Genomic DNA, 23,108 nt, shown 5'->3' on the forward strand with positions numbered 1-23,108 from the left:
GGAGAGGCGACCATGGTCCAGCGCGCGATCGTGGTGGGCACCGGGCTCATCGGGACGTCCATCGCGCTGGCGTTGCGCGAGAACGGCGTCGAGGTGGCGCTGAGCGACCCCGACCCGGCCACTCTCGATCTGGCGTGTGAGCTCGGCGCGGGCAGCGCCCTCGACCCCGGCTCGATGGGCACGCCCGCCGACATCGCGGTCATCGCGGCGCCGCCCCGGGTCATCCCGGCTGTGCTGCGCGACCTCCAGGACCGGGGGCTGGCCCACGTCTACACGGACTGCGCCAGTGTGAAGGACAGCGTGGTCCGCGAGACCACCCGGCTCGGCTGCGACCTGGCCACCTACGTGCCCGGTCACCCGATGGGGGGCAGGGAGAAGCACGGCCCCAGCGCCGCGCGCGCCGACCTGTTCCTCGGTCGTTCCTGGGCGCTGTGCCCCACGGGCAAGGCGGACCCGGGGGCGGTGGCCACGGTGGCCGAGGTGGCACGGCTGTGCGGCGCCGAACCCCTGACGCTGGACGCCGCCCGGCACGACAGCGCCGTCGCGCTGGTCTCGCACGCGCCGCACGTCACGTCGTCCGCTGTGGCCGCCCGGATGGTCGGCGGTGATGAGACCGCGCTGGCTATGGCCGGGCAGGGGGTGCGCGACGTCACGCGCATCGCCGCCGGTGACCCGGAGATGTGGCAGGAGATCCTGCGGCACAACGCGGCGCCGGTCGCCGACATCCTGGAGGCGGTCGCCACCGACCTCACGGCCACCGCCGAGGCGCTGCGCGCGGGCGGCGGCTCCGGCACCGAAACCGTGCGCGATCTGCTGGAACGCGGTCGTCACGGGCACGACCGGATCCCTGGCAAGCGCGGCGCGCAGCGGGTCCCCGGTTTCGCGTCGCTGCCGGTGGTGATCCCCGACGAGCCCGACTCGCTGGGCCGGCTCTTCGCCGCGGTGGGAGCCGCCGGGGTGAACATCGAGGACGTGCGGATCGACCACAGCCCGGGCCTGCCCGTCGGGGTGGCCCAGCTGTACGTCCAGCCCGAGGCGCTCACCGAGCTCGCCGAGGTCCTGGCCGATCAGGGCTGGTCGGTGCACGCCTGACCAGATCGCGTGTGCCCGGCCGGGTATGTCGCGGTTGTACGCTGAATCGTTGAGACGACAAGCACACCCCGGAGGAGAGGACCGACGTGAACGCGCAGGGTAACGCTCGGACCACGGCGACCGACGAAGAGCGGTCCGCTCCCCGCGGCGGCGGTCCCGGCGTCGTCGTCGCCATCGACGGGCCGTCCGGGTCGGGCAAGTCCAGCACGGCACGGGGCGCGGCCAAGGTGCGCGAGCTGCGGTACCTCGACACCGGGGCGATGTACCGGGCTTTCACCTGGTGGGCGCTGCGCAACGGCGTCGACACCGCCGACCCCGCGGCCGTCGCGGCGGTGGTGTCCCGGCCGGCCATCGTCATGGGCATGGACCCGTCCGATCCCACCGTGCGGGTGGACGGCACGGACGTCGCCCAGGACATCCGGAGCCAGGAGGTCACCGAGAACGTCAGCGCTGTCAGCGCTGTGCCCGAAGTGCGGGCACGCCTGGTCGCGCTGCAGCGTGACCTCATCGCCGAGGCGCGCAGCGAGGCGGGGGGCATCGTGGTCGAGGGGCGCGACATCACGACGGTTGTCGCTCCCGAGGCCGAGGTGAAGATCTACCTGACCGCCAGCGCCGAGGCGCGCGCCGAGCGGCGCAGCAAGGAGGTGCGGTCGAGCGACATCGCGGCGACCCAGGCCGACCTGATGCGCCGCGACCTGTTCGACTCCAGCCGCTCCGACTCCCCGCTGACCCAGACCGAGGACGCGCTGGAGCTGGAGACAACCGGGCTCTCGCTGGACGAGGTGATCGCCCTCGTCGCGAAGCTGACCGACGAGGCCAGCGGAGAGGTCGTGCGGAGCACCGGCGCGATCTGAGCCGGGCACCGCGCCGTGCCCCACGGGGGCACCGAGTACATGCTGGCTCCACGGCACGCGTCCTGGGCGCGTGGAGCCATCGCCACCAGGAGAAAGACGTGTTCGATGACTGAGTTTACGTATGCGACGAACGGCCCGCCCGAGGGGGACGAGGAGACCGTCGTCAAACCGGTGGTAGCCGTCGTCGGGCGGCCCAATGTTGGTAAGTCATCCCTGGTGAACCGGGTGATCGGGCGCCGCCAGGCGGTCGTGGAGGACGTGCCCGGGGTGACCCGGGACCGGGTGGCCTACGACGCCCATTGGCGGGAGCGGGAGTTCACGCTCGTCGACACGGGCGGCTGGGACATCAACGTCAGCGGGCTGGCCGCGACGGTCGCCCGGCAGGCCGAGTACGCCGCTCAGACCGCTGATGTGGTGCTGTTCGTGGTGGACGCGACCGTGGGGATCACCGACACGGACGAAGCCGTCACGCGGGTTCTGCGCGGAGCGGGCAGGCCGGTGGTGCTCGCGGCGAACAAGGTCGACGGCCAGCGGCAGGAGCCCGAGGCCATGGAGCTGTGGAACCTCGGCCTCGGCGAGCCGCACCCCGTCAGCGCCGTGCATGGGCGCGGATCGGGCGACCTGCTCGACGCCGTGCTCGACGCGTTCCCCACGCAGCCCGGGATCTCCGACCGCGAGGAGGAGACCGGCCCGCGGCGCGTGGCGCTGGTCGGCCGGCCCAACGTCGGCAAGTCCAGCCTGCTGAACAAGGTGGCCGGCGCGGACCGGGTGGTGGTCGACCCGGTGGCGGGCACCACGCGCGACTCCGTTGACGAGCTCATCGAGCTGGGCGGCAAGACCTGGAAGTTCGTCGACACCGCCGGGATCCGGCGCCGGTTCCGCGCGCTGCAGGGCGCCGACTACTACGCCACCATGCGCACCTCGGCGACACTGGAGCGCTCCGAGGTCGCGGTCGTGCTCATCGACGTCAGCGAGCCGCTCGCGGAGCAGGACATCCGGGTCGTGGAGCAGGTCCTCGAATCCGGCCGGGCCCTGGTGCTGGCGTTCAACAAGTGGGACACCCTCGACGACGAACGCCGGTACTACCTGGAGAAGGAGATCGACCGCCAGCTCTCCAAGGTGTCCTGGGCGCCGCGGGTGAACATCTCGGCCACGACCGGGCGGCACGTGGAGAAGCTCGTCCCGGCGATCGAGAGAGGGCTGGCGAGCTGGGACTCCCGCATCTCGACCGGACGGCTGAACGGGTGGCTCAAGGAGATCGTGGCCGCCACGCCCCCGCCGGTGCGCGGGGGCAAGCAGCCCAAGATCCTCTTCGCCACGCAGGCCGGGGCCCGCCCGCCGCACTTCGTCCTGTTCACCACCGGCTTCCTGGAGGACGCCTACCGCCGCTTCCTGGAGCGCCGGCTGCGCGAGGACTTCGGTTTCGAGGGGTCCCCGATCAAGCTGAGCATGCGCATCCGGGAGAAGCGCAAGGGCAGCGGCAAGGCGTCGCGGGGCAGCGTCCGCCCCGACTGGAACCGCAAGTAGTTCTTCGCTAAGTGCCGGGCTCATCGTGGTGATCTGGGCGATGAGCCCGGCACTTGGAGTGCGAGCTGGCGCTGGCCGACCGCTCTGACCACACCGGTGAGAGCGGGAATACCCGGTTGAGGGCGAGAGGCGCCGGATCGCCGCGGTGAGGCGGGTTGGGTTAGGTTTGGGCGCGCACGGGTCAACGGACACACAAGGGGATCTGTGGTGGCGCAGCAGGTGGGCGGGTTCCGGCTGATACGGGAGCTGGGCTCGGGCGGGTTCGGCGCGGTGCATCTGGGTGAGGACTCCTCCGGGCGGCGCGCGGCGGTGAAGCTGCTGCATCCGCACCTGGCCAAGGACGCCCAGGTTCGCCGCTACTTCTCCCAGGAGTTGGCCAACGCGCGTCAGGTGCAGGGTTTCTGTGTGGCCGAGATCCTGGACGCCGACGCGGAGGCGGAGCAGCCGTGGCTGGCCACCGAGTACGTCGAGGGCCCCACCCTGGGCCAGGCGGTGCGCGAGCACGGCCCGCGCACGGGGGGCGACTCGCAGCGTCTGGCGGTGCAGACCATCACCGCGCTCGCGGCGATCCACGCCGCCGGGGTGGTGCACCGCGACTTCAAACCCGCCAACATCCTGCTCGGCCCGGACGGGCCGCGGGTGATCGACTTCGGGATCGCCCGCGCGTTGGACGCCGACACCTCCTCGGCCACCCAGATCGGCACTCTTGGCTACATGGCCCCGGAACAACTGGAGGGCACCACCCTGGGCCCGGCCGCTGACCTGTTCGCCTGGGGCGCGATCATCGTCCACGCCGCCACCGGCGCCGAGGCGTTCCCCGGCCCCACCCAGGCCGCCCGGATCAGCCGTACTCTCACACACCCGCCGGAGACGGGGGACCTCGCTGACCCGTTGCTCAGTATCGTCCTGGCCTGCATGGACAAGGACCCCGCCCAACGCCCCACCGCCCGCCAGATCCTCGACATGCTCCTCACCGGACGCACGGCACCCTCCGCACCCGAACCACCCTCCGCAACGCCAACCTTTGAACCATATGCAGACGAAGAAACCCGTCTGCGCCGCGCTGGCGAGGCGGGCGACACCAACGCCATGTTCAACCTCGGCCGTCTGCTGCGTAACGCTGGGCGTGTTGTGGAGGCGGAGCGGTGGTACCGCCAGGCCGCCGAGGCGGGTCACACCAACGCCATGAACAACCTCGGTAACCTGTTGAGTAACGTCGGCCGTATCCAGGAGGCGGAGCGGCGGTACCGCCAGGCCGCCGAGGCGGGCAATCCAAAAGCCATGTACAACCTCGGTCTTCTGCTGAAAGGCGCCGGCCGCGACGAGGAGGCGGAGCGGTGGTACCGCCAGGCCGCCGAGGCGGGTCACACCAACGCCATGAACAACCTCGGCGTTCTGCTGAGGGATGCTGGGCGTGTTGTGGAGGCGGAGCGGTGGTACCGCCAGGCCGCCGAGGCGGGTCACACCAACGCCATGAACAACCTCGGCGTTCTGCTGAGGGATGCTGGGCGTGTTGTGGAGGCGGAGCGGTGGTACCGCCAGGCCGCCGAGGCGGGTCACACCAATGCCATGAACAACCTCGGTAACTTGTTGAGTAACGTCGGCCGTATCCAGGAGGCGGAGCGGTGGTACCGCCAGGCCGTCGAGGCGGGCCGCACCAAGCCATGATCGGCCTCGGCATGCTGAATGCGTTTTTCGGGAGTTCGGCCAGTGGCGCGACTGGGCCGAGAGGATTAGAGCGCAACAGCGGGACTCGGCTGGATTGACCTTCTCAGGCGACGCCGTGCACCAGTAGGGCTGTGTCCGCCCCTACGCAGCAGCGCCGCTCACTGGGTCGGGTGGCCGGATCCGTACGCGTTCGCGCGGCGTGGAGGCCCGGAGCTATGCCTCGGCAGGTGGCCACCAAGGGCCCGGTCCCGGGCTGCGGCCGTACCGGGAACGGCACCGACAGGCTCACTGCCACCCCGGGGCTGCCAGGAAGGGCTCGACCCATTCCCGGAAGCTACTGCCGTGGCGCTCGTGGGCGGCACGCATGAGTGCCTGGGCGTCGTCCGACGGGGTCAGCCCGAACTCGCGTTGCAGGAGAGCGAGGAGTTCGGTGTGGCCGTTGAGCTCTCCCTCGGCGTATTCCAGTTCCTGCCGGTAGTCGGGGTGGCCGAGCAGGTAGGGGGGATCGACGTCGGATCCGGCAACAACCTCGCTGTCCGCGGCGAGCACGAGCAAGAGTTCACGAAGACTGTCGGCGACCACACCGTAGTCGCCCTCGTCACCGAGGATCACGACAGGCAGAGTGGCGAGGTCGGAGCGGCCATCGCAGCGCCACAGCGCGTACAGGGATCCCGTACCGTTCGCCACCGCGAATACCTTGACCCGGTCGAGGAACTCGGGCTCGGCCGACCAGCCGTGGCGCAGCGCGTCTTCGTCGCCGTAGGCACGCATTTCGAAACCGTAAGCCAGGAATTCGTTACCGACCCGCTCCTCCAGCTCTTTGAGGAGGTTGAGCTCAGGGACCGGCGAATAGCCAGTACTCATGGCTGCTCCACGTGGTGTCGGCGGCGTGTTTCCGAGGCAGGCAAGCGCATATCGCGTCCGAACCTAGAGCCTCCCCGCGACACATCGCGCCACGTGGACGCAGAGCGCCTACCCGTCCGGGCGCCCCGCCGGGGCGAGATGGCAGCCCCAGCGAGAACCCCGGCCCGCACGAACAAACCGGCCCGAGCCCATCCTGTGGGCTCGGGCCGGTGGTGTGCTGGCCGTTCCGGGGTTAGGCCGCGGTTTCGGTGTGCCCCCGGGCGGTGGCGATGCCGAAGACGGCGGTCGCCGTCACCGCGGTCGCCAGCATGACCAGCGTCATGCTGGTCAGGGTGGCCTCGCCGGTGCTGGTGAGTCCGGCGGCGGAGGCGAGGATGCCGCCGATCGCGAACTGCATCGTGCCCAGGAGCGCCGAGCTGGTGCCGCCGAGCGAGGACGGCTGGCTGGCCACGGCGAGAGTGGTGGCGTTGGGCGAGATGAGCCCGGTGCACAGCATCATCACGAAGAGCACCACGGTGACCTCGATCAGGCCCGCTGTGCCGCTGAGGCCCAGGATGCCGAGTGCCACGATGGACAGGGTCGCTCCGATGAGGCCCACGAACAGTCGCCGCGAGGTGTGCATCCGGCTGATCAGCGCCACGTTGACCTGGTTGCCGAGGATCATGCCGAGCGTGTTGATCCCGAAGACCAGGCTGAACTGCTGCGCCGTCGCCCCCAGCTCTTCCTGGGAGACGAAGGAGAACGCCGAGATGTAGGTGAACGTCATGGCGAAGCTCAGCGCCATCGTCATGGAGGGCGCGATGAACCGCGGGTCGCGGAGCAGGCGCCCGAACGTGCGCAGCATGAGCACGGGGTCCCGGCGCGTGCGATCCTGGGGGGCGAGGGTCTCCGGCAGCCCGAAGTAGACCAGCCCGGTCCCGGCCAGGCCGGCGACACCGAGCACGGCGAAGATGAGCTGCCAGGGGCCGATCAGCATCAGTTGGCCGCCGAGGATGGGGCCCAGCATCGGGGCGAGCCCGACGAGCAGCACCAGCCGCGAGAAGAACTTCGCCGCGGCGTCACCGCTGAAGGTGTCCCGGACGACCGCCCGCGCGATCACCATTCCGGCCGCCGCCGCTATCCCCTGCACGAACCGCAGCGCGCTGAACATCTCGGGCGAGGTCACCGTCATGCACAGCAGCGAGCTGAGGGCGAACATCGCGGTGCCGACCAGGAGGGGACGCCGGCGCCCCCACCGGTCACTGAGCGGGCCGATCACGAGCTGGCCCAGGGCCAGGCCGACCATGACGGCCGTGAGGGTCAGCTGGATCTGGGACTCGGTGGCGTTCAGGTCCGCGGCGATGTCGGGGAACGCGGGCAGGTAGAGGTCCGTGGCTAGCGAACTGGTGGCGGAGAGGACCCCCAGCACGAAGACGAGCAGCACCACGGAGCGGCGCGGAGTGCGGGCTTGTCCGGCCTCCGCTGCAGGGCGGGAAGTCAGGCGCGGACGCGCGGAGACAAGGCTCACGGGTACTCCAGGGAACGGGAGTGGACAACAAACGAAAGAACCGCAGGGGGTTCGGCACCTTGGAGCCCGTCGCGCGATGAACGGTGGACGGTGCCAGAAGGTCCCGTGTTAAGGACACTCGCCCTGCAACACGGCTCTTTCGTTGCGAAATCCTGGCTTGTTCGTTACTTGGAGGTGATGTGAACCACTGACCGGCAATCGCTGGCATGCGGGAATTCCCGGGCCTGTGAGCACGGCCACGCTGGGGGCGGGTTGCCAAGAATGGGTAACGTTGCAGTTCAGAGCGCGGCATTGGAGGTGGGGGAATGCAGCGGGTCCTGGTCAGCGCCTGCCTGATGGGACGACGAGTCCGCTTTGACGGCCGTGCCAAGACGATGGACGATGCCATCGTCGATCGCTGGCGGGCCGAGGGGCGGCTCGTCGTCTACTGCCCCGAGGTGGCCGGAGGGCTGCCCGTGCCGCGCCCGCCCGCGGAGATCGAGGCGGCACAGGGAGCCGACGCCGTGCTGCACGGCAACGCCCGCCTGCGCACCCCGCAGGGGGCCGATGTCACCCAGTTCTTCCTCGCGGGAGCGCGCGCCGCGCTGGCGACCGCGCAGTCCAACGACGTGCGGGTGGCGGTGCTGAAGGAGTCGAGCCCGTCGTGCGGCCTGCACCGGGTCTACGACGGAGGCTTCACCGGCACGACAACCGAGGGTCCCGGAGTTACCGCGCGCCTGCTGTTGGACCACGGTGTCAGTGTCTACACCGAGAACGAGATCGAGGCCGCCGACGCGCGCCTGGCCGAGCTGGAGGCCGCACGCTGAGTGCGCGGGCCCGCTGGCTGGCACACGCGGCCGGGCCGCTGCACAGCTCTATTAGGATCGACCCCAACCCGCCAGCGGCGGGCGTCGCCACGGCCGCGGGTGCGGCACTTGGCACCCGCCCCTGGCCGGGCGGGCCAACCGAGCAGACGCATAGCGGAACGGGGGAAGGTCATGGTGGTGCACAGCGGTGACCTGGCGTACCTGCGCCGCTGCGTGGAACTTGCCACCGAGGCACTGGAAGCGGGCGACGAGCCGTTCGGCTCGGTGCTGGTCGCGGCCGACGGGACGGTCCTCGGTGAGGACCACAACCGGGTGGCCCTCGGCGACCCCACCCGCCACCCGGAGTTCGAGCTGGCCCGCTGGGCCGCCGCGAACATGGCATCCGTGGACCGAGCGCGGGCGACGGTCTACACCTCGGGCGAGCACTGCCCGATGTGCGCCGCGGCGCACGGGTGGGTCGGCCTGGGGCCGATCGTGTACGCGGCCTCCTCGGACCAGCTCGTGACCTGGCTCGGCGAACTCGGAGTGCAGCCGCCTCCCGTGAAGCCCCTGCCGATCCACGAGGTCGCGCCTACGGTCGAGGTACGCGGCCCGGCCCCCGAACTCACCGACCAGGTCCGCGCACTACACCGCCGCTTCCACCGGAGCACCTGAACCCCGGGCGGCCAGTGGCTACCATGTCGTCGGCAGTGCTCCGCCGTTCGCGGCGGAGGTGAAGCCGACCTCCCGCGTAGCGGGGTAAGACGCGCTGTTTCGCCCGCAGGGCGAAACAGCGCGTGGCAGTCTAATCGCGTTGGGTACCGCCGGACGGGCGGGAACGGAGCCATCAGGCTCGAAAGCCCGTGGAGACCAGGTAAGACCGGCCTCACGGTCGGCACAGGTCGATGAAGCAGGAAGCCATGGTCGTGCCGCGCGATGCGGTCCGGGCCAGAATCTCTCGGCTTCAGCCGGGAGAGCGCGTCAATGGAGTCCGACGCGCTCCGCGCGTGCCCGCTCCAGACTGTCGGGGTGCAGGGCGTCCAGCAGGCACGCGCGGTGCGCGACGACAGTGTGGCTCTCCGGGCCGCCGGCGCTGCGGACCTCCAGCGTCAGACCGTCACCGCCCGGGCTCAGCGTCGTGGTGGTCATGCACAGGTCGCACCTCCAGTGCAGGGCGGCCAGGTCCGCGGCGCGCAGGCTCAGCCGGACCCAGGACCGCCCTTCCCACCGGCGCACCTCCTGGACCACCGCCGTGACCTCGGCGCCGACAGGGGGGAACTCCGGGGGAAGTGATCGCGGAGCCCCGGAAGGGCGGTCCATCGCCATGAAGTCGACCGACGCTCCCGCACGTTCGTGGCCCACGATCCGCACCATGACGCCCCATGGGAAGTGCTCCAGCACCCGCGCCCGCACCTGCTGGCCGGGAACAAGCGCGTAGGTCGCGAGGTCGGCATCCTGCACGGTTCACCCCTCCGAACCCTCGGCGCTGGCGTGGCGGTTGACTGCCGCAGCATCCTACAGCCCAGGGCGTTCGGTGCTGCCCCTCTCTGGGAGCACGCCACGAGCTGGACGGCGACCGGGCCATCCAGCACATTCGGGAATGCGGCTTCCACGAGCAATCCCGAGTCCGAGGAATGAGGCGCCGCCGCGCCTTTGGCGCGGCGGCGACGGTAGGGGGCAGTTCCACGGGGCGTTTTCCGGCCGTTGCCTCAGTTGGGTGGGCCAGGTGAGTGGCTCCTTGTTGGCCGGTGAGGTGCTGGGGCGGCGGCGTGGCAGTGGAGGCGGGTCCGCGGCGGACCAGGTTAGGTGGAAGTACATTCCGGGGTCGTGGGGGAGGGGTCCCCAGGTGTCGGCGAACGCGGCGACCAGGACGAGGCCGCGCCCGGCCTCCTCGCCGGGGCCGGCCACGCGCAGCCCTGCCCGTCGTCCTTCACGGGGGCCGTCGTCTTCGACCTCCACGCGCAGTCGTGTCGGGTTCAGGGACACGTGGACGGTGTATTCGCCGTCGTGGGCGCTGCGGGAGTGGCGCACGGAGTTCGTGGCCAACTCCGAGAGCAGGAGTACCGCGGTGGCGCGGGTGTCGGCGGGGACAGCGGCGTGGTGGGCGAAGCGGAGCAGGTCGTCCAGCCAGTGCCGGGCGGGGGCCACGCTGTCGGGGTGGCCGCGGAAGGTCGTGCTGAACTGCTGCATGGTCACCACCCCCGCTGTGCCGCCGGGCGCAGCACGTAGGGGCGGACACGGGCGGTGCGGCGGTAGCGGTTACTCTTGGGCATCAAGTCCTCACCTGTCTTGGGCAGGTCGTGGGCCGAGGCCCTGGTTAGTGGTGGTGCACTGGCCAGGGCCGTTTTAGTGCGCGCCGTATTATCGGGATTGTTTGAGCGCGCAATTAAACACTGCCAACACTCAGTGATCCTTTCCAGGGGATGAACCTTCCTGGGGAGAACTGTCTATTGTGTGGACGTCAGTTCACCCTCTGTGCTGGACTGTTCACCATGGTGCAGAAGATTGATCCACGATGGCTCAGGTTCGGCACGCAGCTTCGCCGCCTGAGGGAACAAGCTGGGGTTTCCCAGGACCGACTCGCCAGGGCCCTCAATGTTTCGGCGTCGATGCTGAGTGCTATGGAGCGGGGCGCACGCGGCACCAAAGCGGACTACCTTGATCAAATCGACCGAGTGCTCAACACTGGGGGTCAGGTTCGTCAGCTTTGGGAACGAATGACCGGAAGCAACGCGTTTCCCGAATGGTTCCGTGCCATCGAACTGCTACAACGCAAGGCGTCCGAGATCCGGGAGTACCATCCACTCCTCATTCCGGGGTTGCTTCAGTGCGAGGAGTACGCGCGCACGATTATTCGGCTCGGTGATCCCACATACTCCAATACCGAGGTCAACGAGCAGGTTCAGGGGCGGGTCAACAGGCAGACTCTACTGACGTCGGAACGCCCCCCGCTGCTGCTGGTCGTCTTGGACGAGATGGTGCTGCGCCGACCGTTCGGCGGAGCCACGACGATGGCCCGCCAGCTCGAGCACCTTTTGGAAGTCTCTAGAGAGCCACACGTGGTGATCCAGATAGTGCCCTTTGGCACGGAACGTCACCCCGGGCTCGATGGTGCCTTTACGCTGATCACTGTCTCCGGGCAGCCGGAGATCCTGTACCTGGAGACCAGGATTTCCGGGACTCCAGTGGACGAACCAGACGGAGTACAGGAGTATTCGCGCGTCTTCGGTGAGCTTCGTGGCGTCGCTCTACCCCCAGTAGCATCGCGCGAGCTCATGGAGAAAGTACGAGGAGAGTTCCTTGAGAGTCATCGAGCAGACATGGCGTAAGTCCAGCTACAGCAACTCCAAGGGGGGAAACTGCGTCGAGGTAGCCGACACGGTTTCGGGTGGTGCGGCCATCCGCGACAGTCGGCACCCCGACCTCGGCCACCTTTCCTTTCCCGCCCCCGAGTGGTCGGCGTTCCTTCGGGGAGTGCAAACCGGTCGACTGTAGCTCAAACCTGTCCATAAACCCACACCCGCCGATCTTGCGCAAATCGGGCCTTTATATGCTGAGGAAGGCCTGGGATGCGCAAGATCGCTCGGATGCGGAGGCCTGAACGACGTTCGAATCCTGTTCGGTGTCGGCACGGCTCGGAGGTTTGAGGTGGATCGTCGAGAACCTCCATTGAACGTGCGTGCGGCGCTGGCCTTCGGGACTCCGTTACGTGAGGGCATAGAGCTCATCCGCCAGCAGGGGCTCGGCGCGCTCGTCGTACTCGGGTACGACAGGCACGACGGGAAACTGTTCGAGGGAGGCCATGCCACCGACGAGCCCGTCACGGACGAAGCGATTCGTAGAGCCGCCCTGAATGACGGCGCCACGGTGCTGTCGCCGAGTCTCGACCGGATCGCGCGAGAGCGCACATTCCTGCGTCCGCAGGCGATCGTTCCCGCGGGCGCGGGCGGGACCCGGCATCTCACCGCCGCGCGGTGCGCCGCGCAGACCGGACGTCCCGTGGTGGCGGTCAGCGAGGAACGGCAAGCGGTCACGCTGTACCGCGGGACCGAGCGGTACTTGCTTCTTACCGCGCTCGGGCTCCGCGCGGTCATCGACGACGTCATGAACGCGCTACGGGCCATCCATGTGCAAGATGCCATCGTGGGGGATCAGGCTAGGCAGGGCCGCCTCGACGAAGCTCGGGGTCTGCTCCGGGAAGTCGATGGCCATCTCGTCGAGCTGGGTGCGGCTGGCAGGATAATCACGAGCGAGTGCGCCACAATCGCGAGCACACTGGGCCTCGCATGGGCGCCGTCGGACGTTGCCCCGTTCCCGATCCACACCGAAAAAGCGACGACAAAAATCCCTTAATCGGGCGCGGCTATCAAAGCTCGCGATGGGTTCTTCCGGAACTACGCAGAACGTGGTCCAGGCTCGCGTCATTGACGAAGTCCATGTTCACCCCCGGCAGAGTCGGCCGAGACCACCCCTCCGCAACAGCTTCCTCCCCAGGTCACTCACTTCACCAACCGCAACGACGAACTTTCCCGACTTGACGCGATACTCTCCGGCGAGGATGCGGATCCGAAGATCGGCCTCGTCGTTGGAGGACCGGGACCGGTAAGAGCGCTCTTGTGGTGGAAGGTGCGCGTCGGGTTCGTGACCGGTTTCCGGGTGGCGTTCTCTACACCGAACTTCGCGGATTCGACTTGCGGTTACGTCCTGATCCTCGGACTCTCCGCCACCGGGGGTGGGGCACGACGGCTTCGGTGCCCAACCCGCATAGCTCGGCCGGGCACTCGGCCGGCCCGGAATTGCGTTGCGGTGGTCGGCGGCGCCGTGGCAGGTTGGCGCCGTCAGCTCCGCACCGGCCCCAGGAGGCTCGATCGTGACGATCCCGGTCCTCGGCGTGACCTTGCCCTGTGCTTCGGCTCAGGAGCGCGCCGCGGCCTGATCTGGCGATCCGTGCCCTAGCCCGCCGGCCGCAACAGCCGCGGGCTAGTTCCGTGTGCCCTCTCCTGACGTCGAAGCTCCACCCAAACAGTGGATTGCCGAGCGCGTCGACGAGTTCCGCGCTCGGTGTCCGGTGACGCCGTACGGCGTCACCGGACACCACGGCTTCGAGCACGCTAGGAGAGTCGGTGTCCTCGTCCCAGGCGAACACCTCTGTACCGTCCGGCCCGCGTGCCGGGCGCCGCGAGTGGCTCGGGCTGGCCGTGCTGGCCCTGCCTACGGTGCTGCTCGCGCTCGATACGAGCGTCCTGTATCTCGCGCTTCCGCATCTTGCCACTGACCTGGAGCCCAGCAGCGCGCAGGCCCTTTGGGCCATGGACATCTACGGGTTCATGATCGCGGGCTTCCTGATCACTATGGGAACGCTGGGCGACCGGATCGGGCGCCGCAAACTGCTGCTGTTCGGCGCCGGGCTGTTCGGTGCCACATCGGTACTGGCGGCGTACTCCGTCAGCGCTGAGATGCTGATCGCCGCCCGGGCGGCGCAGGGAGTCGCCGGAGCGACCCTGATGCCCGCCACGCTGGCGCTGATCAGCGACATGTTCCTCGACCCCCGGCAGCGTGCGGTCGCCATCGCCGGGTGGGTGAGCAGCTTCATGACCGGGATCGCCATCGGCCCCATAGTCGGCGGCGTACTCCTGGAGTTCTTCTGGTGGGGATCGGTCTTCCTGCTCGGTGTTCCGGTCATGGTTCTGCTGCTCATCCTGGGCCCGCTGGTGCTGCCCGAGCGGCGGAGCGCCGAGGCCGGCCCATTGGACCTGACCAGTGTCGGGCTGTCGCTGGCGGCGTTGCTGCCCGGCATCTACGCGCTCAAGCGGCTTGCCGAGGACGGGCTGGGCACGGCACCGGTGCTGGCCGGTGCCCTCGGGGTGGCCGCGGGGTGGCTGTTCCTGCGCCGCCAGCGAGGGCTGCGTACCCCACTGGTCGACCCGAGCCTGTTCGCCAGCGTCCCGTTCAGCGCGGCGCTGCTGCTCCTGCTGCTCGGCGGGACCATCGAGGGCGGAGTAACCCTGTTCGTCACCCAGTACCTGCAGTTGATCGCGGGACTCAGCCCGCTGAGTGCCGGGCTGTGGCTGGTGCCCTCGGCCGCGGCGGTGATCGCCACCTCGATGGTGGCGCCGCTCGCCGCGCGGCGGTTTCCTTCCGGGTACGTCATCGCGGCGGGTCTGCTGCTCTCGATCGCCGGCCTGCTGGTCCTCACCCAGGTCAGCAGCGCCGGCGGGCTGGCCGGGGTGGTCGCCGGCTTCACCATGCTCTACGCGGGCGGCGGGCCGTACGGGGCGCTGGGCACCGACCTGGTGGTCGGGGCCGCCCCGCCGCAGAAGGCCGGATCGGCGGGGTCGATGGCGGAGACCGTGACCGAGCTTGGTGCCGCACTCGGGGTCGCGGTCCTGGGCAGTGTCGGCACGGCGGTCTACCGGCAGCGGATGGCCGGTGCCGTACCCGATTCGGTGCCGCCCGAGGCGGCCGGTACCAGCCACGACTCCCTCGCCGGCGCCACCGCCGCGGCCGCGGAGCTGCCACCCGGCGCGGCAGCCGAGCTGCTCGACTCCGCGCGCCAGGCGTTTACCGCTGGGCTGAACGCCGCCGCTGGCGGGGGCGCCGCCGTGGCGGTCGCTCTCGCGGTCGCCGCAGCGGTGCTGCTGCGCAACGTCCGGCTCGGAGCCGGATCCGGGCAGTGCGGATAGCGCGGGCCGTGTCCGCGCGCACCTGTCTATCTTCGGTTCTCCCGACACACTGCAACTGCCGGGTTACCGTTCTCCTATGGCTTCGCCCGGTCCCGCCGATCTCGCCCGCCTCGCCCCCGACGAACAATGGGCTCAAGCCCTTCATGACGCGCCGCGCCACCTGTTCGCCCCGGAAACCGCGATGGCGTTCCCACCGATGGAATGGCTCGACCGAAACGAGGACCCCGACGCCTGGTGGGCGGCGGTTTACCGGGACACGTCGTTGATCACGCAGGTTGAGGATGGCGCGACTGCTCTGACACACGATTCGGCCACGCGCAAGGTGTGGGCGTGGTCGAGTTCGTTGTCCGAGCCGCGCGCGGTGCTCGGTTTCCTGGAACTACTGGACCCTTACCCCGGGGATCGGGTGTTGGAGATCGGCACCGGAACCGGGTGGACCGCTGCTCTACTGTCGGCCAGGGTCGGTGCGAGCAACGTGACCACGATCGAGGTCGACGAGCAACTGGCCAAGATCGCTGCTGCCAATCTCGACGAGGCCGGCGTCGTACCCCATCTGGTTGTTGGTGACGGGGCGCGTGGTTGTCCTGAGGCGGCGCCGTTCGATCGGGTGCATGTCACGTGCGGTGTCGCCACAATTCCCTACGCCTGGGTTGAGCAGACCCGGCTCGGAGGGGTTGTCGCGTTTCCGTGGATGCATGGTGCGCGTGAGGGGTTCCGCGTGCGTCTGGTTGGTACGGGCGATACCGCCGTGGGGCGCATCCACGGAGGCGCCTCCTACATGATGCTGCGGGCGCAACGCGCCCCCCTTCTGCCGATCGAAGGCGAGAGACGCGATTCCACGAGTCGCATCGACCCTCGTCGCATCAGTCGCGCGAACTCGGGACTCTCGGCGGCGTTGGCCGGACTGCTGCCAGGGGTGTCGATCAGCGGAGGAGCAACCAACCGCACGGATGGAACGTTTCGTGTGTCGCTACGCGAGAACACGAGCGACTCGCACGCGATCGCGATTCAACCCGCCGATGGCGGGATGGCTCATGTCTCGCAGACCGGACCGCGGCTGCTGTGGGACGAACTGGAGACCGCCTACCTGACCTGGGTTCACTGGGGTCAACCCGGCAGTGACCGGTTCGGGCTCACTGTCGACCAACATGGCCAGTCCGTGTGGCTGGATTCCCCGGACAACCGGATAACGGAAGGATCGCGCTAATGAGCAAGCACCGCGACGAACCCAAGCAATGTCCCGTGTGCGGCGGCAGCGGTGAGATCAGTACCGGCCACGACGGAGCTGACGGGCAGAGCTCCGGAACCACTCGGTGCGGCGCCTGCAACGGCACCGGCCAACAACCCTGACCACTGCAGGCCGGCTTACGTACTGGCCAGCGGTTGAACGTCCCCGTGCGCCCTCGCGTGTATGGGCACATCGGCATTCGCCCACCCGTGCCCCAGTACGAACACCCCCGCAGCGGGGCACGGCCGTTCAGGCTTGGCGGTTGTGGGTGCCGGGAGTGTGGCCGAAGGCGCGGCGGAAGACGTCGATGAAGGCGCTGGTGGAGGACCATCCGCAGCGGTGGGCGACCGTGGTCACCGCCGCGCCGTCGGCCAGCATGCGCAGAGCGTGGTACAGGCGTAGCTGGGTGCGCCATTGCGGGAACGACATGCGCAGCTCCGAACGGAAGAGGCGGCTGAGGGTGCGTTCACTGACACCGGTTTGGGCGCCGAGCGCGGCGAGCGGGCGGGAGTCGGCGGGGTCGTGGTGCAGCAGGGCGCAGACGGCGGACAGCCGCGGGTCGGTGGGCGTGGGCAGATGGATGGGCTGCTGGGGGGAGGCGCGAAGCTGGTCGAGGAGCACACCCCGCAACCGCCCGCGTTCGGGGCCGGTGTCGGCCGGGTCGCGGGTGTAGGCGAGGATCAGCTCACGCAGCAGGGGGCTGACGGCGAGCACCGCGGGCCCATCCATGCCCAAGGGGTTGTCGTCCGCGGGTAGGCCGAGCAGGCGCAGGTCGAGATGGCCGTGGGCTCTGTGGGCGTGAACGGTGCCAGCGGGCACCCAGATGGCGCGGGTGCCCGGCGCGAACCAGGTGCCCGCCTCCGTGGTGACCGCCAGCACGCCGGAACCCGCGTAGATGATCTGGTGGTCGTCGTGGCGGTGGGCGTCGATGCGCTCCCCGGCGGCGAGTGTCGTGGCGCGGGTTGGCGCTACCGGGGTGTGGCGGATCTCCGGCATATCTTGGCACTTTATCGGAAGTGCGACAGCCGGCGCCCCGGCACTATCGAGGGGTGTCGACGAACCGCCCCTCGTTCCGTTCCCGTCCCATCGCGCTGATGGCGCTGGGGCACGCCTGCGTTGATATCTACCAGGGGACCGTGGCCGCGCTCGTGCCGTACTTCGTCGCCGAGCAGTCCTACACCTACGCCGCCGCCTCCGGCCTCGTCCTCGCCGCGTCCCTGCTCTCCTCGGTGGTGCAGCCGGTGTTCGGCGTGCTCACCGACAGGCGGGCGATGCCCTGGCTGCTCCCGGTGAGTACCGCGGCCGGCGGGGTCGGGGTCGCCTTGTGCGGCGTCACCGGCTCCTATCCGCTGACGCTGGCCGTCGTGGCCCTTTCCGGTATCGGTGTCGCCGCCTACCACCCCGAAGCCGCCCGTGTCGCGCGTGTCGCCAGCCGCGGCAGCCACACCGTGATGGGCTGGTACTCGCTGGGGGGCAACCTCGGGTTCGCCACTTCGCCCCTCATGGTCGGCGCCGTCATCGCGACGGGCGGCCTGAACGCCTCGCCGCTTCTGGTGGTGCCGGCCCTTGTCGGCGCTGCCCTGTGCGTGGCGGCTCTGCGGATGGTCGGGCGCGCCACCCCGCTTTCCGCCGCCTCGCGCGAAGGGCGCTCCCATGAGACGGACGACTGGCCTTCGTTCGCCAGGCTGTCGGGGGCCGTGGTGTGCCGCTCGATCGTCTTCATCGGCCTGAGCGCGTTCATCGCCCTCTACGCGGACCAGCGCACCGCGGGCGGCGAGGTCGCCGGCACCGCGGCACTGTTCGTCCTCTATCTGGGCGGTGCCGTGGGCACCGTGGCCGGCGGCTGGCTGGCCACGCGCTTCGGCCGCCTGCCGGTAGTGCGCTGGTCCTACGCACTGACCATCCTCGCCGTCGCCGGTGTCGTGTTCGTGCCCGGCCCGACGCTCTTCCTGTTCGTCGCGCTGACGTCGGTGGGGTTGTACGTGCCGTTCTCCCTGCACGTCACACTCGGCCAGGACTACCTGCCCCGGCGGGTCGGTACCGCCAGCGGCGTCACGCTGGGCCTGACCGTGAGCGTTGGCGGCCTCGCCAGCCCACTCATCGGCGCCGCCGCTGACGCCGCCTCCCTGCAGGTCGCGCTGGCGCCTCTGATCGTCCTGCCCGCCCTCGGCTGGCTGGCGCTGCGCACTCTGCACGAGCCCGGAACGCTCGAATCCGCCGCGTCCACGGGTGCGGACAGCGGCGGTTCTGGGTGAGCTGTTCGGAGGGCCGGACATCAACGCGGTCGTTCCCGGCACAGCGGTGTGCGGCCCAGCCCCCGAACTCGCCGACCAGGTACGCGAGCCGCACCGGCGCTGCCACACCGGGAGCTGGGCCGGGCGGTCCCGTCGACGCGCCCCAGAGGTGCGAACAGTGCGACTTCGGGTGAGGGACGCGGTTCCCCCGTGCGGATTGTCAGTGTGGCGGTATAGCGTCACCGCCCATGGATGATCTTCAGTCGTTGAAACCCCAACTGCTCGAATCCGGGGTTCCGGAGGATGTCGCTGACCGGTGGCTCGGGTTGGCTGTCGCGCAGTTGGTGTTCACCCGGATGGACGAGGCCGACGTGCGGTCGGGGGAGCGCCCGGCCGGCTGGTACGGCGGGCATCCCCACGTTCCGCACGATATTGACCTGGGCGCCTATCCGCACTACATCGCCTCGGTCGACTGTGGCGCTCTACCGCCCGACGTGCCGGGGTTGGTGCTGCCCGGGGAGGGCTCGTTGCTCCTCTTCGCCACCAGGGACGCGGAGGACGCCAGCGAACTCGGGTACGGCGTGGAGATTAGCGCGCACACGCTGCTGCACGTTGCCAAGGACACACCGGTGCGTGAGTGGCGGCTTGATGAGTCTCCGGAGGAGCCCGACCATTTCCGCACCCCGTTCCCGCTCCGGTGCACCGCCGACTGGAGCCTGCCCACCTGCAGCAACGCCGTGATCGCCCTCGACGGTGAACTCAACGAGCTGTTCCGCCCCTATAGACGACAACTGGACGACGCCGGGCATGCCACCATGCTGAACCTCCTCGAGAGGCGGGGCCGGGTGCTGTGGATGGGTGGGTATCCGGCGCATATGCAGGGCGATCCCTGCCGCTTCTTCGGTGAGCAGGAGCTCTTCGGGATGCGCGACTGGTGCATGATCGCCCAGTGGGAGGCGAGCCTGTGGCCTGAGGGTGAAGACGTCCGCACGTACTGGGTGATCCCCCGCCAGGACATGGCGGAGTTCCGCTACGACCGGGTGGCGCAGATGAGCGACATGAACGAGTCCTTTTACCAGATCGGCAACTGAGCGGTGGACGCCACCGGCCCGCCGGTCTCCGGCCACGGAACCTGATCCAGCGACTCCGGCCGGCGGGCGGCGATGAGTTTCGCGGCCGCGCCTGGTCTGTATGTGTGGCGAAGGATAGTGCCAAGTCGAGTCGACCAAGGAGAAGTTGTGAGCACGGTGAGGTTCCAGATCGCTGTCTCGCTGGACGGGTACATGGCGGGGCCGCGGCAGAGCGAGGAGAACCCGCTCGGTGAGGGCGGCATGAAGTTGCACGAATGGGTGTTCCCGCTGGAGGCGTGGCGGCGCGAGCAAGGGTTGTCCGGCGGGGAGGTCACCGCCAGCACACCCGTGGTGGAGGAGGTGCAGGCAGGCGTCGGCGCCGTTGTGATGGGCCGGAACATGTTCGGCGGCGGCCCCGGGCCGTGGGGCGAGGACCCCTGGCGCGGATGGTGGGGCGACAACCCGCCGTTCCACACGCCGGTGTTCGTGCTCACCCACCACCCGCGCGACCCCCTGGAAATGGAAGGGGGCACCACGTTCCACTTCGTCACCGATGGCGCCGACTCCGCGCTGGAGCAGGCACGGAAGGCGGCGAACGGCCAGGACGTACTGATCTCGGGAGGGGCGAACGTCCTGCGGCAGTACCTCGCAGCGGGGGAGGTCGAGGAGTTCTACGTGCACGTCGCCCCCGTGATCCTGGGCGGGGGCGAGCGGCTGTTCGAAGGGGTGGGGCAGTCCCAACTGGAGCAGGTGCGGGTAGTCGACGCCCCAGGGGTCACCCACATCAAGTACCGCGTCGCGGGCTAGCTATCCCGGCCACCGCACCGGCCTATGGAAGGGGGTGGCCCGGCCGCCGCCGGCGAATGGGGACGCCGGAGGAGGCCGGGCCACGGGGCCGGGCGGTGCGTTCGCCCGCTCGCCCGCCGCGGGTGTCCTCTTTGGACTCGTGAGGGGGTGGTGGCGCCTACGATGCTCCAATGCGCCAGTCCGATCCGCGGCCGTACTGGAACACCAACGTCGCCCGGCACCCGGGAATCCTGCGTGCCGTCCCGAACGAATGCGGCGACGCGTTGGACGTCGGCTGCGGGGACGGCCTGCTGGCGCGCAAACTGACCGGGCGGGCGAAGCGGGTCACCGGGATCGACAACTCGCCCGGGATGATCGCCCGTGCCCGCGTGCTCGCCGCCGGGTACCCGGAGCTGACCCTCATCGAGGGCGACTTCCGCACCGCGGACCTGCCAGCCGAGGGCTTCGACTTCGTCTGCTCGGTGAGCACGATCCACCACATGGACTTCGAGACGGCCCTGACCCGGATGCGGGAGCTGCTCCGCCCCGGCGGCAGGCTCGTGGTGGTCGGCTTGGGGCGCGAAACGGGCCCAGCGGAGTGGGCCGCCACCATCGCGGCGGCCCCGATCATGCGGACCCTCAAGGTGCTGCTCAGGGCGAGCGGCCCGGAAGGGATGCCGATCGCCCAACCGCGGATGAGCTACCGGCAGGTACGGACCACGGCGCGGCGGCTACTGCCCGGCGTGCGCTACCGCCGCCACGTGCTGCGCCGGTACTCCCTGACGTGGGAAAAACCGCCAGCTTAGGGGTCGGCTGTGGTGCGCGGTCACCGGGTGCCGAGAACGAGGTGGGCAGCGAGCCCACCGAACACCGATGCCACGATCCGGTCGAGCCAACGGCGCAGGGAGACGCGGCGCAACAGCCGGTCCTTCAGGGTTCCGGCCAGCACTCCGGCGCTCCCGTCGACCGCCAGGCCGATGGCGATGAACCCCGCGCCAAGGGTGAGCAGTTGCGCCGTGACCGGCCAGGCGGTGGGGCCCTCGGTGAGGAACTGCGGCAGGAACGCCAGGTAGAACAACACGACCTTGGGGTTGGCCAGGTTCGTCAGCATCGCCAGCACGTAGACCTTGCGTAGCGAGCGGCGCGGTTGGGCCACTTCGGCTTGCGCTTCGCTCGCCTGCCGCCCACTCGCCCGCCACGTCGTGACAGCGAGATAGAGCAGGAAAACCGCCCCCGCGATCCGCACCCCGTCCAGCACGGCCGGTGCGCTCGCGATCACAGCGCCCAGACCGAACGCCACGGCCAAGGTGTGGACGACCAATCCGGTCGACATGCCAAGCGCCGCGACCATTCCGGCCCGGCGGCCACCGGTCAGGCCGTTGCCGACAACGAACATCATGTCCGGGCCCGGGGTGATGCTGAGTACGAACACCGCCAGCGCGAACGCGAGCACCAAAGTCACTGACATGGACTGATTCCTCCCATGAAGCCAGACCGCCCGGCTCAGCATAGGCCCAGGGCACCCGTGGCCCGGCCACTTCGGTGTGTGATCCGCGGCAGACCAGTACCGGCCACGATGAAGCGGGCGCGTTCCGCATGGCCGGCGAGGACGGCGCCGAAGGCGACACCCCGTAACCACCGTGCCGGCCGTGGGCGCGCAGCGGCCGCACCGGTGCCCACCGCGTGCCCGAGACGCCGCGGGCGCCCCGGTCCTTCCGGTGGAAAACCAATAGCTCCGGTCGACGGCGCGATGCTAATTTCCCGGATTCGGCCACACGGAAGGAGAGGTCACATGGTGACGAACAATGCGGTGATTGTCGCTGGCGGTCCGCGGACCACCCTCCCGCGCACCGGCTGATCCCCGGCCACCGCGTGCCGTGCCGCGCACGGCGCGCCGCGCACGGGAAGAGTGAGGGTCCGCGGCCGTAGCGGTTCGGTGACGCCCCATGGCGTCCCGCAACCGGGAACTTTCCACCGCGAACATCATGAACAAGCTGGAGACCAGCGACGATGAACCACTCTTCCGAAACGGGCCCGTCCGAGTTCGACTTCGACGACCCGTCCCTGAAGGCGGCGCTTGAGCTGCACCACGGCCTGGCCCGCCAGGGACCAGGGTCCGCGGCCACCACCCGGCGGCTGCTGTCCCTGGCACAGCCCATCCCGTCCCGTCCCCGCGTGCTGGACCTGGGGTGCGGCCCCGGCCCCGCGGCGCTACTGCTCGCGCAGGAAGCCCAAGCCGAGGTCACGGCGATCGACCTCTACCCGCGCTTCCTCGACGAGCTGCGCGCCGCGGCGGAACAGGCGGTTGTGGCAGAGCGGATCACCCCGGAGAACCGCTCCATGGACGACCTGCCCTATCCCGATGGCTCCTTCGACCTGGTGTGGTCGGAGGCGGCGGCCTACAACATCGGGTTCGACACGGCGCTGCGCTCGTGGCGCCGGCTGCTCGCCCCTGAGGGGGTCCTCGTCGTCACGGAGCTCGGGTGGCTCACAGGCACCCCTCACTCCGAGGCGCGGGAGTTCTGGGACGCCGTGTACCCGCCGCGGACCACCGCGGAGAACGTCGCCATCGCCACGGCGGCCGGGTACACGGTTGTGGCGACCTACCTCCTGCCCGACGAGGACTGGTTCGCCGAGTACTACACGTCGCTCGAAGCCCGGATCGCCGGGATAGACCCGGGCGACGCACTCGCGCTTGAGGCCGCCGGCCACCTGCGGCGTGAGATCGGCCTGCGGCGTGCGCACGGAGCCGACTACGGCTACGTGGGCTACGTGCTGCGCCCGCGCGGCTGAGGCCGGGGGTGCGCCCT

The 23,108-nt window shown here is 69.6% G+C and carries 22 protein-coding genes; 16 read left to right on the plus strand and 6 right to left on the minus strand.

All coding sequences use genetic code 11. From position 1 onward, the window contains the following. The first annotated feature begins 12 nt into the window (after positions 1-12). From F4561_RS09250 to F4561_RS09265, 4 genes are all read left to right on the plus strand, one after another. The gene (locus F4561_RS09250; RefSeq protein ID WP_184576684.1) at positions 13-1,092 is read left to right on the plus strand and encodes a prephenate dehydrogenase; all 1,080 of its coding nucleotides are present in this window, start codon (positions 13-15) and stop codon (positions 1,090-1,092) included. A gap of 86 nt (positions 1,093-1,178) precedes the next feature. Further along, positions 1,179-1,946 (plus strand): (d)CMP kinase, encoded by a 768-nt coding sequence (gene cmk, locus F4561_RS09255; RefSeq protein ID WP_184576686.1) that lies wholly within the window; start codon positions 1,179-1,181, stop codon positions 1,944-1,946. A gap of 105 nt (positions 1,947-2,051) precedes the next feature. Then, positions 2,052-3,473 carry a ribosome biogenesis GTPase Der gene (der, locus tag F4561_RS09260; RefSeq protein WP_184576688.1) on the plus strand — a complete coding sequence of 474 codons (1,422 nt, stop codon included), beginning with the start codon at positions 2,052-2,054 and terminating at the stop codon, positions 3,471-3,473. A gap of 207 nt (positions 3,474-3,680) precedes the next feature. Continuing rightward, the gene (locus F4561_RS09265; RefSeq protein ID WP_221445420.1) at positions 3,681-5,141 is read left to right on the plus strand and encodes a serine/threonine-protein kinase; all 1,461 of its coding nucleotides are present in this window, start codon (positions 3,681-3,683) and stop codon (positions 5,139-5,141) included. A 285-nt stretch (positions 5,142-5,426) separates the two neighbouring features. On the opposite strand, the gene F4561_RS09270 is transcribed toward F4561_RS09265, so the two are convergent. Then, positions 5,427-6,005 (minus strand): hypothetical protein, encoded by a 579-nt coding sequence (locus F4561_RS09270; protein ID WP_184576692.1) that lies wholly within the window; start codon positions 6,003-6,005, stop codon positions 5,427-5,429. A 232-nt stretch (positions 6,006-6,237) separates the two neighbouring features. Then, entirely contained in the window at positions 6,238-7,512 is a 1,275-nt protein-coding gene (locus F4561_RS09275) for a multidrug effflux MFS transporter (protein WP_184576694.1), read from the minus strand. A gap of 305 nt (positions 7,513-7,817) precedes the next feature. On the opposite strand from F4561_RS09275, the gene F4561_RS09280 reads away from it, so the two are divergent. Both F4561_RS09280 and F4561_RS09285 read left to right on the plus strand, forming a co-directional pair. Continuing rightward, positions 7,818-8,318 (plus strand): 2-thiouracil desulfurase family protein, encoded by a 501-nt coding sequence (locus F4561_RS09280; protein ID WP_184576696.1) that lies wholly within the window; start codon positions 7,818-7,820, stop codon positions 8,316-8,318. A gap of 171 nt (positions 8,319-8,489) precedes the next feature. Then, a complete protein-coding gene (locus tag F4561_RS09285) occupies positions 8,490-8,972 on the plus strand; it encodes a nucleoside deaminase (protein WP_184576698.1) in 483 nt (160 codons plus the stop codon). Between the two features lie 306 nt (positions 8,973-9,278). On the opposite strand, the gene F4561_RS09290 is transcribed toward F4561_RS09285, so the two are convergent. Both F4561_RS09290 and F4561_RS09295 read right to left on the minus strand, forming a co-directional pair. Next, complete coding sequence (locus F4561_RS09290; RefSeq protein ID WP_184576701.1) at positions 9,279-9,758, minus strand: hypothetical protein; 480 nt, start codon at positions 9,756-9,758, stop codon at positions 9,279-9,281. A gap of 54 nt (positions 9,759-9,812) precedes the next feature. Continuing rightward, positions 9,813-10,487 carry an ATP-binding protein gene (locus tag F4561_RS09295; RefSeq protein ID WP_184576704.1) on the minus strand — a complete coding sequence of 225 codons (675 nt, stop codon included), beginning with the start codon at positions 10,485-10,487 and terminating at the stop codon, positions 9,813-9,815. A 302-nt stretch (positions 10,488-10,789) separates the two neighbouring features. Between F4561_RS09295 and F4561_RS09300 the strand changes: the two genes are divergently transcribed. The 5 genes from F4561_RS09300 (at position 10,790) to F4561_RS09320 (ending at position 16,187) form a co-directional block, all read left to right on the plus strand. Further along, positions 10,790-11,626: a helix-turn-helix domain-containing protein gene (locus F4561_RS09300; protein ID WP_184576707.1), complete on the plus strand. Its 837-nt coding sequence runs from the start codon at positions 10,790-10,792 to the stop codon at positions 11,624-11,626. Next, the gene (locus F4561_RS09305) at positions 11,598-11,792 is read left to right on the plus strand and encodes a DUF397 domain-containing protein (RefSeq protein WP_184576710.1); all 195 of its coding nucleotides are present in this window, start codon (positions 11,598-11,600) and stop codon (positions 11,790-11,792) included. The genes F4561_RS09300 and F4561_RS09305 overlap by 29 nt, the downstream gene beginning before the upstream one ends. A 180-nt stretch (positions 11,793-11,972) precedes the next feature. Then, positions 11,973-12,650, plus strand: a complete 678-nt coding sequence (locus tag F4561_RS09310; RefSeq protein ID WP_312885585.1) for a diadenylate cyclase — start codon at positions 11,973-11,975, stop codon at positions 12,648-12,650. Positions 12,651-13,420: 770 nt separating this feature from the next. Next, positions 13,421-14,980 carry an MFS transporter gene (locus F4561_RS09315; protein WP_184576716.1) on the plus strand — a complete coding sequence of 520 codons (1,560 nt, stop codon included), beginning with the start codon at positions 13,421-13,423 and terminating at the stop codon, positions 14,978-14,980. A 76-nt stretch (positions 14,981-15,056) separates the two neighbouring features. After that, a complete protein-coding gene (locus tag F4561_RS09320) occupies positions 15,057-16,187 on the plus strand; it encodes a methyltransferase domain-containing protein (protein WP_184576735.1) in 1,131 nt (376 codons plus the stop codon). A gap of 270 nt (positions 16,188-16,457) precedes the next feature. Here the strand turns inward: F4561_RS09320 and F4561_RS09325 are convergent, their stop codons facing one another. Next, on the minus strand, positions 16,458-17,204 hold the full coding sequence (locus tag F4561_RS09325) for an AraC family transcriptional regulator (protein ID WP_184576738.1): 747 nt from the start codon (positions 17,202-17,204) through the stop codon (positions 16,458-16,460). Between the two features lie 53 nt (positions 17,205-17,257). Between F4561_RS09325 and F4561_RS09330 the strand changes: the two genes are divergently transcribed. The 4 genes from F4561_RS09330 to F4561_RS09345 all read left to right on the plus strand — a co-directional run bounded on the left by F4561_RS09330 (position 17,258) and on the right by F4561_RS09345 (position 21,104). Continuing rightward, on the plus strand, positions 17,258-18,463 hold the full coding sequence (locus F4561_RS09330) for an MFS transporter (RefSeq protein ID WP_312885199.1): 1,206 nt from the start codon (positions 17,258-17,260) through the stop codon (positions 18,461-18,463). A gap of 227 nt (positions 18,464-18,690) precedes the next feature. After that, complete coding sequence (locus F4561_RS09335) at positions 18,691-19,533, plus strand: DUF1963 domain-containing protein (protein ID WP_184576741.1); 843 nt, start codon at positions 18,691-18,693, stop codon at positions 19,531-19,533. A 147-nt stretch (positions 19,534-19,680) separates the two neighbouring features. Then, positions 19,681-20,319 (plus strand): dihydrofolate reductase family protein, encoded by a 639-nt coding sequence (locus tag F4561_RS09340; RefSeq protein ID WP_184576745.1) that lies wholly within the window; start codon positions 19,681-19,683, stop codon positions 20,317-20,319. Positions 20,320-20,489: 170 nt separating this feature from the next. Beyond that, positions 20,490-21,104 (plus strand): class I SAM-dependent methyltransferase, encoded by a 615-nt coding sequence (locus tag F4561_RS09345; RefSeq protein ID WP_184576749.1) that lies wholly within the window; start codon positions 20,490-20,492, stop codon positions 21,102-21,104. Between the two features lie 20 nt (positions 21,105-21,124). Here F4561_RS09345 and F4561_RS09350 read toward each other — a convergent pair whose 3' ends face one another. Next, positions 21,125-21,766, minus strand: a complete 642-nt coding sequence (locus tag F4561_RS09350) for a LysE family translocator (RefSeq protein WP_184576752.1) — start codon at positions 21,764-21,766, stop codon at positions 21,125-21,127. A gap of 542 nt (positions 21,767-22,308) precedes the next feature. Between F4561_RS09350 and F4561_RS09355 the strand changes: the two genes are divergently transcribed. Then, entirely contained in the window at positions 22,309-23,091 is a 783-nt protein-coding gene (locus F4561_RS09355) for a class I SAM-dependent methyltransferase (RefSeq protein ID WP_184576755.1), read from the plus strand. The last annotated feature ends 17 nt before the right edge of the window (positions 23,092-23,108 follow it).

Origin of the sequence: Lipingzhangella halophila (assembly GCF_014203805.1) — a bacterium.
GTDB classification, from domain to species: Bacteria; Actinomycetota; Actinomycetes; order Streptosporangiales; family Streptosporangiaceae; genus Lipingzhangella; species Lipingzhangella halophila.